Raw genomic sequence first — 13,219 nt, forward strand, 5'->3', positions numbered from 1 at the left:
TCGGCGACCTGCTGAGCGGTGCCTCGCTCCCGCTCGGCGCGAACCAACTGGTCGCGTAGTTCCGTCTCCTGCCGTTGGGCTCGGGAGAGGAGCTCCACCACCCCTTGGCCGTCGGGGAGTTCGACCGTCCCCGACTCCAGCGCGTCGAGCCGACGTCTCAGTTCGGCGACCTTCGCCTGGGCTTGTCCGAGCATGACGAACAGCAGTGTGGCGATGGACAGGGCCTGTTGCCGCCCACGTTCGCCGGCCTCGTAGGCCTGCCGGGCGCGCTGCATCTCTTGGAGGACCTCGATGGTGCGGTCCTTGGCCTCCAGCAGTTCCCGAGCGGGCACCAGCTCCTGGGCCTCCGTGATCGCTGTGGGGTTTGTGCCCGCCCGGTCCCACAGCGTCCTCGCCTCCCTGAGGCGTCGCCGGGAGAGGTCGGCCTGTTCGTGGGGAAAACAGACGTCGGCCACGGCCTCGACGAGATCCCACTCCAGTGATTCGCCGGACAGCCGGTCACGTAACGGGCGTAACTCGGGCACGGCCCCGGCGACGAAGTGCTCGGCAGTGAGCCGTGAGTGCAACTGCCGTACGGACACGGACGATTCGTCAAGCCAGGACCGGACTACAGCGACCAGCTGGTTGATCTCGACGCACGAGCCCCGGGCCGGTCCCCACGGCCGTCCCGCCCGCTTCTTCTCGCCAGCCACTCGTTCTCCCCGTCATGGTTTGTTCGCCGGACAACCCCCTGTTGTCACCGGAGAAACATCCAACCGTCCCACCTGCAGTTCCGCCCGGGGATCGTCGTAATCCGTCATCGACACCACACGACCCAGGCGGTGCCTTCATGAAACACACCTTCCCGGCGTTCCTGCTCCTCGCGCTGGCGGTGGCCGTCCTCTTCTCCGTCGTCGCCGCGGCGATCGCCTTCGCCCTCGCCCGCTGGGAGGGAGCCGCGGTGCCGACGGCCCTGTCCCGCTGCGGCATCGCGTTCGCTGCGAGCCTCACCCTGTGCCTGGCCGTCTTCACGGCGCTGGACCGGACGTAGCGAAGGCGGAACAAAGGAGCAGGCGGCCGACGGGACTTTCGCAACACGTCCTCTAAGCGGCTGCACGGCGGGCCCGCCCAGCCGCCGCCCGCGCCCGAGCCACCTGCAGCTGCCCCAACCGGCTGCGCAGCAGGTAGCCCGCAGTACGGCGGCAGGCATCGTCCGCGGCGGCCTCAGCAGCGTGGAAGGCACGGGGGTGCTGGCGCAGCGCCGCCTCGTACACAGCGTCGGCCTCCGCCACGGCTTCACCACTCCCAGCCAGGTGCCGCAGAGCCGCGGCCCGGCGCCCGTCACGAACCTGCTCGGCAACCTCCTGCGCCACGTACGCCGCCCAGACCTCGTCGCCGCCGCGGCGCCGGGACACCTCAGCGATCAGCGTCCGGGTGTCGGCCTCACAACGCCCCGCCAACTGCGCAACCTGCTCCGCATCCTCAAGGTCGGCGCGCACGACGACGGCCAGGTCGACAGCCTCCTGCACCAGCAGATCCGTACGCCGGACGTATGAACAGGCCGGGCACAGACCGGCCGCGTCCGGCAACCCGCACCCCGAGCACGGGGCCGACCGCCGGGCCAGCTCCGCCTCCGCCTCCCGCTCTCGCCGCCGCTCCACCGCCGCACGACGCGCCGAGACCTCAGCCACCTCACGAACCTGCCGAACACGGGCTTGCTCCTCATCCCGAGCAGTGAGCTCACGCAGCCGCTCCTCAAGGGCTCGACGGCGTTCACCGAAGCCAAGGCCGGGCAGCTCCCGGTCGACCTCCGCAGCGGCCAACGCCCGCCGAGCCCGCCAGATGTGGAGCGCGTTGTGGCAGTTCTCGCACTCACCTCCGGTGTCCAGCCGGATCCCGTCATCACACCGATGGTCCGAGCATGCCTGACGCTGCACCAGGCCCCGCCGGATCAGCCACCCGTAGGGGCCGGTGACCAGAGCCTCGCCACCGGTCTCCTCCAGCCGGTCGGTGAGCCGGTCGGCCAGCAGCCGCGGCCCATCCCCCAACCGCTCCAGCATCCCCGCCAGCCGCTCCACCTCAGCCCTCGCGGCCGCTTCGACCCGGTCCTGCTGCCAGCCGGACAGCCGCCCCCACAGCCCGGAGACCGGCCCCAGAGCCACCCGCAGATCAAGATCAGCTGGAAGAGACGCCCTCCGCTGCCGCTGCGCCTTGTTCCAGCCCACAGCCGTCGGCCCGCCAGCAGCCCCCGCCGCGGCAGCCCGCCGCTCATCCCGCTCATCAACCGGGGACTCCTCCGGCTTTTCCCCGCGCAGCGGGCCGACCTTCGCCACCGGTGACCCGCTCGCGGCAGGAGCTTCCTCACTGCCCGGGGCCCGGTCCTCGCGCACGCACGCGCCCTCCGGCCGACGGCCTTCACCACCACGGCCTTCGCCGGAACACCCATCAGAGAGAGCAGGAGACAGGACAGGACCAGCCACAGGAGGGTGATCAGTGTGAAGGGCTGCCGTCAGCGCGGGATCTGCCCAATCAGCCTCACCGACCCCCGGCACTTCGCCGGCCTGCGGATCTGCCTCCGGCTCGGAGGCCCCACTACCCTCTGCTGCAAGATCGGGGTCTGAAAACTCGGGCCTGGCAGCCTCCAGACGGTCCTCCGGGGCGTCGGCGATCCCGTCCCGGCCGTGCGCGGCCGCGACCGCCGGCACCACCAGCCGGGACCGGTGACGCAGCCCGGACGCCGTCCGCACCCGGACCCGCACCACCACGTCCCGGTCCTCCAGGCGCTCCAGCACCCGCTCGCCCGCCGACGCCGTGCAGCCCAGAAGCCGGGCCACCGTTGCCGCCGCCCGACCGCGCCGGGTGTCCACCTTCCCGCCGCACTGCCGCACCCGACCGTTCTCGCGGGCCTCCAGCACCAGCAGCAGCAGCGCGAGCCTGTCCGTCGCCGCCGCCCGGCCCGTCCGCGACCCGAGCAGCCCGGCCGGAGTCACCCGGCCGTCCCGGTGCGCCCAGCCCGGCGCCATCAACACCTCCAACAGCCGCAGCAGCGTCGCCAGTTCCTGCTTCGCCAGCGCCAGCGGATGCCCGACCACGCCGTGCGCGGCCCACATCGGCAGCACCCTGCACTTCAGCCCGATGTCCTGGCCGGACTCGCCTTCCGCCGTCTCCACCGAGACCACCCCGGACCGGCGCAGCGCTGACACCACGTCCGAGGCGACGTACGAGGCGGACAGCCCCAGCCACCGCGCCAGCTCCGGCGTACGGATCTCCACCACACCTGACTCATACGGCGTACGCGACGCCAGCACGACCACCGCGAGACGCGCCGCGTCCGTCATGCCGTCCAGGCCGGGGGCGTCCAGCAGCGTCCGCACTGCACCGCCCAGCCGGGCCCGGGCATCCCGACCCAGCGCGAGCGGGTGCGCAGGGCCGCGCACCGGCGCCGGGCCGGCTTGCACGGGCACCGACCGCAGCCGACGCCGCGGAACACCGTTGACCGCGGCGACTGGTGCCGCCACAGCGCTCACTGGGCACCCTGAGAGGACGTCAGGACATGATCCATTCGGCGACCATGGACCCTGACTGAAGGAGGCGTCCGCGAAAACACCAGATCGTGTGATGTCAGCCACGTCGAGCTGACTTTGTGGCCGCTCCGGCGGGGGGAACGGCGCTACACGGGGGCGCCAAAGCTGGCGACCCCGAACGAGGTCATGCACAATGACTCCAGTCACGGGACTTCGGTCTTGCGATGAAGCCCCTACTCGGGTGCTTCTGGTTTCTGGTGAAACCTGATGTTGAACCGCTCGCAGCCGGCGGCAACCGGGGCGGGCAACTCCTCCAAGAGGTCGGCAAACCTCATGGAGAACAGGTGGGCGTGGAACCTGGTGACGGGCAATCACCGGTCAAGTGCCCGGGGCGGCTAGAAGATCTGCATCGCAGGCGCCGCCCCCGAACGACCTACGTCATCCGGACCCCCTCAGCAGAGGGGTGAACCGGGGTGCGCGCGGACAGCACGAACGCCCCGGCGACAGACCAGCAACCGGCATGGCTGCTGACCCCACGGCGGGGTGCGGTGTGTCGGGTGACGGGTACGGGTACCCTGATCACGTCGGCACGTCCTTTCTCGTGAAAAGGGTGCTCGGCAGGCTTCCGGACCCCTCTCACAAGGTCCGTCGGCCACGTGGCCCCTCCCGGCTTGTCCAAGGCCGGTCGACGGGGCCACTTTTTTTGATCAACGCTGGGGATCACCCTACCGGTCCCGCTGAACTCTGCATGGCCCCGGGGCACACGTGTCGCAAAGGCCGACGCCCTCTGACGCCCGATCACAACCTCGTACATCCCGGCTGAATGCGTGCTTCAGATGCTCAACTGAGCTGCTCACGTGGCACGTGCCTGTGATCCGAACAGGAGTCGGTCCGGAATTCCAGAGGGTTTGCACGAACACCCTCGCCGATCCCGCAGGGCGGGCAACCATCTGCTTGGCGCGCCGCCCGCCCCACGGGACAGCGATTCGAGAACGGTCTCTCACGCCTCGAAGGTCAGCAGGGGCACGTCGTAGAGGCTGGGGTTCTTGGGGCGCGTCATTGGCGGTGCGGTGACCTCGACTACGAGCATCTCGACAAGGAACTGGACGCGGGCGCTGAGGAGATGGCTGGTGTGGCCGGTGGCGGACCGGGCCTTCTCCCCCAGTGACGTGTGGATGTGCGGCAGGACCGAGTCTGTCTCCGGGGCGTAGGCGAGCGTCCCGCACCCCATGGCCTCCACACCGGTCAGATGGACCTTGCTCCAGACTGGTGCTTCGGGGTCCTCGAGCTTTTCACACGCACCGACGATCTCAGCCTCTGCGAAGCCGGCGATGAACATCGGGATGTGGCCGTGCCGGACGTTGTTCTGGCGGCAGAACTCGGCGAGGGTGGGGAAGAAGTCGTCTCCATGGTCGAAATTCACGGCGAAGGTGCGCCCAGTGGTCAGTTCGTAGCTGCGCAAGACGGGTCCTCGAGACTGGTGGAGACGGGTTACGAAAGGGCGCTGAAGGCTTGGGCGACCTGGTCGTTGTCGGCCGTGGTCATCAGGAGCAGTTGCAGCAGAATGCGGGCTTTGACGGGATCCAGCGTGCTGCCGGAGATCAGACCGCGTTCGAGCAGGTCGGATTCGGAGCCGGGGAAACCGTAGGTGTGCCGGAGCACGGGGCCTGATCCGGTGCGTGTGGCGAGGACGACGGGCATGCGCTTCGCGAGATCGGCGAGCGCGTCCACGCATGCCATCGGGACATGGCCGGCTCCGAAGGCCGCGACCACCAGGCCGTCGACGTGGTCGCTCAGGGCGTGCAGGAGAGTCCCGTCGTCGCCGAGGCCGACCGTGTAGATCGCGGTGCGCGCGGCCGCGGTGGCACTGTGGGGATCGAACGTCAGAGAGGGAGCGGGGCGTGCCGTGATCTGCACACGGTCCTCTGCGACGTAGCCGATCGGCCCGGGGTACGAGGTGAAGGCCGTGGGACTTGTTGCGTGGGTCTTGCGGACCCAGCGGGCAGCGTGGATCTCCTCGGCGAACACCACCACACAACCTGTGCCGCGTGCTTCGGTGCTGGTCGCGACACGGAGGGCGGCAAGCACGTTCGCGGGACCGTCGGCCCCGGCCATGCCGGCATTGCGCATGGCGCCGGTCACCTCGACCGGCGTGTCTCCAGCGGTGAGGAGGTCCAGCAGATACACCGCTGCGGGCGCGAGAGGTACGTAGGAACTCACCTGTTGTGTCACCGGTTCGGCTGGACGAGGAGCGGGCGGGGCGCGGAGAGGGGCGCGCGGTCTGCACCGCCTGCCCGGGCGCCGTCCGCAGCCCGCCGAGTTCTGGTGGGCGGACTCAGGCTCGGCCTAGTTCAGAGAAGGAGCCTCCACCACGAACAGCGCGGGAGAGATCTGGGACGAACTCAGTGCCCGCTTCCCCGGCCCTGGGCACCGAGCCGGTCATCGACGGCGCCCACTACCGGCTGGACACAGCCCTGGACGGCATCGGGATCTGGGGGTCGGCCACGATCCCCGAGGCCGACTACGACATGGATCAGGCGGTGTTCGTCCCCACCGTCGACGACGTCACCTTCACCTTGCGGGGCCTGCTCGTGACCGAGCTCGGGGAGGACGGCGACCTGCTCATCATCGGCCACCCGCCCGCCCGCGAGGTCCTGGCCGTCACCAGCGCCTACTACCTGGACACCTGCGGCCTGCGCCTGCGCGCGTTCGACGGCCACGTTCTCGCTGACAGCATCACCCGCAGCTGGGGCCGGTTCGTCGCCTGCCCCACCCGTGAGGACTGGCGGCTTCGCAGCGTGCCGCAGGACACACCCGGCGCGCTCCCCGTCACCATGGAAGCCCGGGACGGCGACCGGCAGGACATCGGCAACCCCGTCCACTGCCCGGCCTGTGGACGCAACAGCCGCGGACTCGACTACGACCACGAGACCGGGCAGCGCATACACATCTGCCCCTCACCCGTCTGCCGGCACCAGCGGCCCGTCGACCACTCCCCCACGTCCTCGGACCGCGCGGCCACCGAACAGAACCAGCGCGCCGCCCTCACCGCCCCCTGACCCGCTCGGCCCGGCCGGGACACCCCTCACGCCTGCGGGGCGGCCGTCGACACCGACTCCGGCCGCCCTGCAGCACCACCCCATCCGGAAGGATCCGAGAAGCCCATGACCGCCTCCCCCGCCACGGACCAGCCCACCGTGCCGAACTGGCTCGCCGCCGCCGAAGCCGCCCACCAGGAACAGCAGATCGACACCGTGGCCCAGAAACTGCAGCGCGCACAGCGCCACGCCGACCTGATCAACGCCCGCCTCGCCGAACTCGGCATCGAGCCGATCGAGGCCGTCGGCATCGACGGCCACGGCAACCTGCGGCCCGCCCACTGACCCAGCCCGAGTACGAGCCGTACGCCTACTACGAGGTGCGCGCGGCCTGGAGCGAGGACGACAAGGAAGTCGAACTCCACACCGCCGACTGGGAGGCCGACCGCTCCACGTTCGGCCGCGTCCGACTGCTGAACACGCTCGCCGACGTCGCCGCCGCCCGTCGCGAATGGCCCAAGTTCCCCGCCCCCAGGCGCGACTACCGCCGCGAGGCGCTCCGCGCGATCGACGGCCTCAACGCCGACAGCCTCAACAACGCCCACGTCGGAGAGATCGCACCGAAGCCCAGGACTCCTGCCGCTTTCACAAGGGCGTCAGCGCCGGCATGGACTACCAGGCCGACCTGATCAAGACCCTCCTGGCCGACGGCCAGGCCACCGAGTACGTCCAGCAGCGCCACGCCGAACTGGAGGCAAGCACCGCCCAGTCGTCCGCGGCCGACACGAACACCTCCACCACCCAGTGAACGCCGGGGCGGCCGTCGACTTCACGTCAGGCCGCCCCGGCGCTCACCCGCACCACGAAGGGAAACGGTCCCGATCACCGTGGTGCGGCATCCGGCCGCACCAGGGACTGCGGCCGGCCTTTCCAGCCCCGACCACGGAGACGTGCCAGCAACTTGGGCACCTTGATCAGGATCGCCTGCGTTTCTGCTCAGACTGGGGCGGCACGCGTGCAGTGTCTGCCTCCGAGGCGAGGCTACGGTGATCGCCTATTACCGGGTAATAGCGTGCGGCTGTCGTAGATCCGGAAGCCGGCCACGGTCCGGGCACCACTCACTGAACCCGGTGCCGTTCCGATCACGGCTGTGCGGCGCCCTGCCGCTCCGCCGGCTGCCACCGGCACCCTGAACCCCAACCGCGCGTCGACGACCTCGGTGGGAGGGCCCGCCGTCTCAGTCGCTTGGCCGGAGCGAGACGGCGGGCCTTTCTCAGACGCGGAAGAGTCCGCAGCCGCCTGAACGCCAGTGTCACCACTAAGCGCCCGCGAACTGTTCAACGATCCAGACCTCAAGGGCGTTTAGTCCAGAACGTGTGAACTTATCCACGCTCCTCCGGCCTTGGAAGCAACGTGTGACTGGTTCCACACTGCGAGGTATCAGCTTCGCGGAGCCTTCCGCCGTAGTCCTTGGCCGGAGCGCGGTGAAAGGTCATCTCAGGCAAGGGAGTTCATGCCATGCGACAACCTCTGTATCCGCCAGGAGGCAGCTGCCGGCAGCCGTCGTGCGGTGTACCACTTCCACGTCGCGTCCGAGTCGTCATCCTTGTGATCATCATCCTGCTGGCGGTTGCGGCGTGTATCGCTGTGGCCACCCCTGAAGTTGCAGCTAGCGCCGCTGCCCTCGTCCAGTCCGGTGTTGCCTTGTGGATTGCCTTGCGCAGGCCGGGCATTCTGGCAGCTGAGGGCTGATGCCTACGCCGGCATCGTCGGCTCCCCGCCCGCGGGGCGGGGAGGCCGGGTACGGGATCGAGAACACCATGCAGTGCGTTGAGCGTGCTCAGGCAGGCGACAGCACAGCCTTCGCATGGCTCTACTCCGCCTACGCCGACACGGTCTACCGGTACATCTACTACCGAGTCGGCGGGAAGGCCACCGCCGAGGATCTGACCAGCGAGGTGTTCACCCGAGCCTTCCAACGCCTGCATACGTTCACTTGGACAGGCCGGGATCTCGGGGCCTGGCTGGTCACCATCGCCCGGAACCTCGTGGCTGACCACTTTGCCTCAGCGCGCTTCAGACTGGAGGTGACGACGGGCGAGTTCTTGGAAAGCGACGAACTCGAGCAAAGCTCCGAAGACGCTGCTGTCGAAGCCCTTCGCAACAGTGGCCTGGCGGAAGCGCTCGATCGGCTACCCCGCCGGATGCGGCAGGCCGTATGGCTGTGGGCGCTCGGAACCCCCACGTCCCACGTAGCGCAGCAACTGGGCATCAGCCCCAGCACAGTCCGGGTTCACTTGCACCAAGCACGTCAGCGCCTTGCTGCTGACCCTCTCCTGGCTTCGATCATTGGGCCCCCAAGTTCCTGAACTCGCTGACATGCCTGCCCGAGGCGGCCGTCCAGCGCCGCCAAGCGGCGCGCGTTCAGCGACGACCCAGTGGTTCGGCGCAATTGGCGGTGGCCTGGTGGCGACCGCCAGTCAACGGTGACCGCTCCCTCCATTCTCCGGGCCGCGGCGTCACCTTGGACGGCCAGTAGTGGGGGCCGTGCTGAACGTGGAGGCGCGCAGGGCCGTTCTGCCGACCTGAAGGAGCTGTCCCCCCTGGAAGTCCTGGCCGTTCTCAGAGGCCATAGCCGCAGTCCCGTGTAGGCGAGCGAGACGGACCCGCGACACACGGTCTGGAACTCACCGGAGCTGATGGCGCCTTCGAGCTCAGCGACGAGGCGGACGCTGCGGCAAAGGTGAGGTTGACGTTGCCGTGGGACGGCACTGCGTTGTAGGGGGTGAAGGCCACACCGCCAAGCTGCCGCACGAAGGGACGGCGGCTCCGATCTACGGTGTGAGGCGTCTGCCTCTGAGCCAGGTTCCAGAGGCGCCCATTACCCGGTAATAGCCTGCGGGCCTCCCGGCGCCAGCCGCTGCGGCTATTACCCGGTAATAGCCTGCGTGGCCCCGCTAACACTCCACCATGTTCTACAAACTAACGCGTCGATCGCGCAATCGATCAAGGACGTTAGTAAGGTGTCCCCCATGAGTTCGCCAGCCACCTCCAGCGACCGCGAGAAGGTCGTCTCCAAGCTGCCGGGATGGCTCCGGCAGAACCTCAAGATCAGAGCCGCCCAGCACGGCATCGAGATCCAGGCCGCCGTGGAACAGGGCATCACCGACTGGTGCGGCCTGGCCTCCACCACAGCAACCATCGACACCGCCGGAGCCGACTCGTTCTCCACCTTCCTGCCTCCCGGGCAGTGGGAAGAGTTCCGTCAAGTCGTCGCAGACCGCCGTGTCTCCCTCATCCAGGGCCTCGCCCAGGCCGTCCAGCTGTGGCTCGACTCCAACCCCGCCCCCGACGTCGAACGCCCCGAAGTCACCCGCCGCATCGTCGTCTGCAACCAGAAAGGCGGTGTCGGCAAGACCGCCATCACCGCCGGACTTGGTGAAGCACTCGCCGAAGACCCCAACGCCCTGCACTCCGTCCGCGTCGCGAAGGCACTGGCGAAGGCGCTCCGCGCGAGCGAGGACCAGTCCGGCAACGAGCCGGCAAACGATCCGCTCGACATCGAGAACCTGCCCGGACTCGGCCTGCGCGTCCTACTGGTCGACTTCGACCCGCAGTGTCACCTCACCAACCAACTCGGTGGCGCCCCACTGCCGATGGACGGCGACAGCCTCACCAACCACATGGCGGGTGCCCCCAAGGGTGACCTCCGTGACCTCATCGTCCCCGTCGACGACGACACCTTCGGCGGCCGGCTGCACCTGCTGCCCGCCTGCAACGACGCCTTCCTCCTTGACGTCCGCCTGTCCGCCGTACGAGCCCGGGAAGCCGCCCTTGAGCGCGCGCTCGCCCCGCTCGAAGCCGACTACGACGTGATCCTTGTCGACTGCCCGCCGAGCCTCGGCCTCAGCATGGACGCAGCTGCCTACTACGGCCGCCGCCGAGACGGAGAAAAGCCCGGCCAGTCCGGCGCCCTGATCGTCGTGCAGGCCGAAGACAGCTCCGCCGACGCCTACGAGCTGCTCACCACACAGGTCGACGACCTGCGCAATGACCTGCAGGTCGACATCGACTACCTCGGCATCGTCGTCAATCTCTACGACTCCCGTCGCGGCTTCATCGCCACCTCCTCACTGCAGGGGTGGGTCGACATAAAGGATCCACGCGTCGTCGGCCTCATCGGCGACCTCAAGGAACAGAAGGAAGCAGTCCGGATGAAGCAGCCCCTGCTGTCATACGCCCCCAAATCACAGCAGGCGATCGGGATGCGCGCACTGGCCAGGGAGATCGCATGAGCAAGGCCGACCAGTTGGGCGCAGGCCGCTTCGGCGGGGGAGTGCGGGGCGTCAGCGCACGCCGGCAAGCCGTAGCCGCCGCCACAGGAGTCCCCACCGACGGCATCGCCCCGCCCACCGAACTCCCGCCGCACCGCATCAGTCTCAACCCCGACAACCCCCGCTCCAGCCTCGGCGACCTCACGGACCTCGCCGGAAGCCTCAAGACCCACGGCCAGAAGGTGGCGATCACGGTGATGAACCGCGACGCCTACCTCACCGCAAACCCCGAACGCGAAGCCGATCTCGAAGCCGACACGACGCACGTCGTCATCGACGGCAGCAGCCGGCTCGCCGCCGCCCGCGAAGCACAGCTCGCCAGCATCAAGATCATGGTCAGCGACGACCAAGGCAACACCTCTGAGGAACTCCTTGAGTCCGCTCTCGTTGCCAACATCCACCGCCAAGACCTCGAAGAACTCGACGAAGCCCGTGCCCTCGACCGCCTCCTGAAGATCTACGGCAGCCAGACCGAACTGGCCAAAAGGCTGCACCGTTCCCAAGGCTGGGTATCGCAACGCCTGGCTCTGCTCAACCTCACACCCGAACTCCAGGCCCAGATCGGCCAAGAACCCATCAAGCTGCTGCGCGCGGTGGGCAACAAGCCAGCTGCCGAGCAGGAAACAGCCCTCAAGGAACTCAAGGACGAACAGGCTCGTCAGGAAGCGGAGAAGCAGCAACGCCGCCAGAAGAAGCCAGCGAAGATCGCCACGCCTGCTAGCCAGGACTCTGAGAAGCCCGGCAGCCATTACCGGGTAATAGAGGACGACGCGACCAACGCATCGCCCTCCACCGCCCCGGCCGCCCACGACAACGGTGAGGACGGCGCCCGACCATCAGCTGGCGATGATCTTGATTCGGCGGCGCCGGACAAGGACGAACCACATCAGGAAGACGGGACACAGCAATCTGTTCCCGAACCGCGATCCCGCAACGACGGACCAGCCGAGGGGGACCAGGTCGCAGAACAGCAGCTGAAGCGGTTTCCCTACGGTGACGGCGCGTCGGCCGCGGTGTACCTGATTCATAAGATGCCGCCCGACGAGTTCAACACGATGTTGGACCTACTCATCAAGCACAGGGACGGCCAGCTCGCCCCTTCTGGCTGAGAGCCCTGTTGGCGTGCGGAGAGCCCGACAAGGACGTCATGGGTTCCGATACGGCGCCAGATGACGTGCGGGACTCCGGGGTGTGTCTCCGGGCCGTACTGCCAGGTGACCCGACCGCCTCCCGACTACGTCAGTTCGTAGACGCCGCATGGCGCGCAGCGGACGCGCTTGATGCGAAGCGAGGCCCGGAATCCGGTGCCGGTGTGGAGGTCGTCCACGAAGACGCTGACGGTTTGGCGGAAACGGCGTCGCTGTTCGGGGGTGAGGCGGTCCAGGTCGGCGGTGAAGCGGGTCGTGGTCTCGTAGGTCGGCACGTCGTCTGGTGTGAAGGGAGTCGGTGATGTGGTGCGGGGCTGTTCGTCTTCGGCTGTGTTGGACGGGGAGTTACGTGAGGGCGCGCGGGTTGACGCTGGAGTCGGCTGTTGTCGGGGTGCGTGGTGGGTGAGGTGTGGATGGGTGGCTGTGGCGCAGCATTTGCCTGGCCCTCTGTAAGTGCCGTGAGGACGAAAGCGGAGCCCGTAGGGCGGGCTTGAGGCAGCGGCCGGCGCCCGTCGTGCGGGATCGGCCGTGAAGGTTCGCTGAACTCTCCCGCACTACGGGATCGGGTCTTTTCCGCAGGTCAGAGCCGGTGTCCCCTGTGGGCATGCTCAGTGTTGCGAAGGTGCACAGGCGGAACGCCTGGCGTTACTACGTGCGGTGGGTGGCCTTCGGGGTCGGTCGCCGTCCGGCCCGCCAGCCGTTGGAAGACGCTCTGGAGAAGGCCGGGCTCCCGCCCGGGGGCGCTCGACACCCGGCGCCTCTACCGAAACGTCGTGGCGGCAGGGACCCTGTACACCCTCACGATGACGACGGAGGTCTGCGAGGAGCCGGGGCCGGCGACCGTGCCCCGGAAGGTGACGCCGGGCCTGCGTCCCGTCATGGAGACAGCCGGGGTGGAGTAGGACCTCATCGACTGGTCGGCCACCCGCCGCGAGCAGATCACCGCGGCCCTGGAAGGCATCACCGACACGTACGTCGCCAAGCACGGGCGGCTGCCCGACGAGCGGGCCCGCCACGACCGCATCGGCCACCGCTCGCGGCGACGACCGCAACCACGACCAGGCGGCGGCCGCGCCGCACGCCGTCGACCACCCGGACCGGGATGCCGCCCTACACCCCGGTACAGCGGGCCGCCGCCGTCCAGGCCCACCAGCAGGCCGCGATGCCCGAGCTCCTGGAAGGCCGGACGACCGACC

At 68.8% G+C, this 13,219-nt stretch carries 13 protein-coding genes; 9 read left to right on the forward strand and 4 right to left on the reverse strand.

All coding sequences use genetic code 11. From position 1 onward, the window contains the following. The first annotated feature begins 829 nt into the window (after positions 1-829). Positions 830-1,030: a hypothetical protein gene (locus SSP29_RS49625; protein ID WP_089107623.1), complete on the forward strand. Its 201-nt coding sequence runs from the start codon at positions 830-832 to the stop codon at positions 1,028-1,030. A 52-nt stretch (positions 1,031-1,082) separates the two neighbouring features. Here SSP29_RS49625 and SSP29_RS60795 read toward each other — a convergent pair whose 3' ends face one another. The 3 genes from SSP29_RS60795 to SSP29_RS49645 all read right to left on the reverse strand — a co-directional run bounded on the left by SSP29_RS60795 (position 1,083) and on the right by SSP29_RS49645 (position 5,723). After that, on the reverse strand, positions 1,083-3,443 hold the full coding sequence (locus SSP29_RS60795; RefSeq protein ID WP_150136487.1) for a hypothetical protein: 2,361 nt from the start codon (positions 3,441-3,443) through the stop codon (positions 1,083-1,085). Positions 3,444-4,503: 1,060 nt separating this feature from the next. Further along, a complete protein-coding gene (locus SSP29_RS49640; protein ID WP_089107624.1) occupies positions 4,504-4,965 on the reverse strand; it encodes a PPC domain-containing DNA-binding protein in 462 nt (153 codons plus the stop codon). Between the two features lie 29 nt (positions 4,966-4,994). Next, positions 4,995-5,723, reverse strand: a complete 729-nt coding sequence (locus SSP29_RS49645; protein WP_218036980.1) for an asparaginase domain-containing protein — start codon at positions 5,721-5,723, stop codon at positions 4,995-4,997. 185 nt (positions 5,724-5,908) lie between these two features. Here SSP29_RS49645 and SSP29_RS49650 point away from each other — a divergent pair, with 185 nt between their 5' ends. From SSP29_RS49650 to SSP29_RS49675, 7 genes are all read left to right on the forward strand, one after another. Further along, positions 5,909-6,562 (forward strand): hypothetical protein, encoded by a 654-nt coding sequence (locus tag SSP29_RS49650; RefSeq protein WP_089107626.1) that lies wholly within the window; start codon positions 5,909-5,911, stop codon positions 6,560-6,562. Between the two features lie 105 nt (positions 6,563-6,667). After that, complete coding sequence (locus SSP29_RS49655; RefSeq protein ID WP_089107627.1) at positions 6,668-6,886, forward strand: hypothetical protein; 219 nt, start codon at positions 6,668-6,670, stop codon at positions 6,884-6,886. Between the two features lie 35 nt (positions 6,887-6,921). Then, a complete protein-coding gene (locus tag SSP29_RS49660; protein WP_089107628.1) occupies positions 6,922-7,230 on the forward strand; it encodes a hypothetical protein in 309 nt (102 codons plus the stop codon). Further along, on the forward strand, positions 7,209-7,349 hold the full coding sequence (locus SSP29_RS59020; RefSeq protein ID WP_167450202.1) for a hypothetical protein: 141 nt from the start codon (positions 7,209-7,211) through the stop codon (positions 7,347-7,349). Before SSP29_RS49660 ends, SSP29_RS59020 begins: the two co-directional genes overlap by 22 nt. 1,012 nt (positions 7,350-8,361) lie before the next feature. Next, on the forward strand, positions 8,362-8,910 hold the full coding sequence (locus SSP29_RS49665; RefSeq protein ID WP_438363853.1) for a sigma-70 family RNA polymerase sigma factor: 549 nt from the start codon (positions 8,362-8,364) through the stop codon (positions 8,908-8,910). A gap of 663 nt (positions 8,911-9,573) precedes the next feature. Next, positions 9,574-10,836 (forward strand): ParA family protein, encoded by a 1,263-nt coding sequence (locus SSP29_RS49670; RefSeq protein ID WP_089107630.1) that lies wholly within the window; start codon positions 9,574-9,576, stop codon positions 10,834-10,836. Beyond that, positions 10,833-11,984: a ParB/RepB/Spo0J family partition protein gene (locus tag SSP29_RS49675; RefSeq protein ID WP_089107631.1), complete on the forward strand. Its 1,152-nt coding sequence runs from the start codon at positions 10,833-10,835 to the stop codon at positions 11,982-11,984. The genes SSP29_RS49670 and SSP29_RS49675 overlap by 4 nt, the downstream gene beginning before the upstream one ends. 125 nt (positions 11,985-12,109) lie before the next feature. Here the strand turns inward: SSP29_RS49675 and SSP29_RS49680 are convergent, their stop codons facing one another. Next, positions 12,110-12,298, reverse strand: a complete 189-nt coding sequence (locus tag SSP29_RS49680) for an immunoglobulin domain-containing protein (RefSeq protein WP_089107632.1) — start codon at positions 12,296-12,298, stop codon at positions 12,110-12,112. Positions 12,299-12,796: 498 nt separating this feature from the next. On the opposite strand from SSP29_RS49680, the gene SSP29_RS61080 reads away from it, so the two are divergent. Continuing rightward, complete coding sequence (locus tag SSP29_RS61080; RefSeq protein ID WP_275539798.1) at positions 12,797-12,925, forward strand: hypothetical protein; 129 nt, start codon at positions 12,797-12,799, stop codon at positions 12,923-12,925. Positions 12,926-13,219: the final 294 nt, after the last annotated feature.

Source organism: Streptomyces hyaluromycini (assembly GCF_002217755.1).
GTDB classification, from domain to species: domain Bacteria; phylum Actinomycetota; class Actinomycetes; order Streptomycetales; family Streptomycetaceae; genus Streptomyces; species Streptomyces hyaluromycini.

What these genes read in the sequence shown, in the direction of transcription:
- SSP29_RS49675 (WP_089107631.1), top strand. Translation starts at nt 10,833, where the DNA reads ATGAGCAAGGCCGACCAGTTGGGCGCAGGCCGCTTCGGCGGGGGAGTG.
- SSP29_RS49665 (WP_438363853.1), top strand. Translation starts at nt 8,362, where the DNA reads ATGCAGTGCGTTGAGCGTGCTCAGGCAGGCGACAGCACAGCCTTCGCA.
- SSP29_RS49625 (WP_089107623.1), top strand. Translation starts at nt 830, where the DNA reads ATGAAACACACCTTCCCGGCGTTCCTGCTCCTCGCGCTGGCGGTGGCC.
- SSP29_RS59020 (WP_167450202.1), top strand. Translation starts at nt 7,209, where the DNA reads ATGGACTACCAGGCCGACCTGATCAAGACCCTCCTGGCCGACGGCCAG.
- SSP29_RS49655 (WP_089107627.1), top strand. Translation starts at nt 6,668, where the DNA reads ATGACCGCCTCCCCCGCCACGGACCAGCCCACCGTGCCGAACTGGCTC.
- SSP29_RS49670 (WP_089107630.1), top strand. Translation starts at nt 9,574, where the DNA reads ATGAGTTCGCCAGCCACCTCCAGCGACCGCGAGAAGGTCGTCTCCAAG.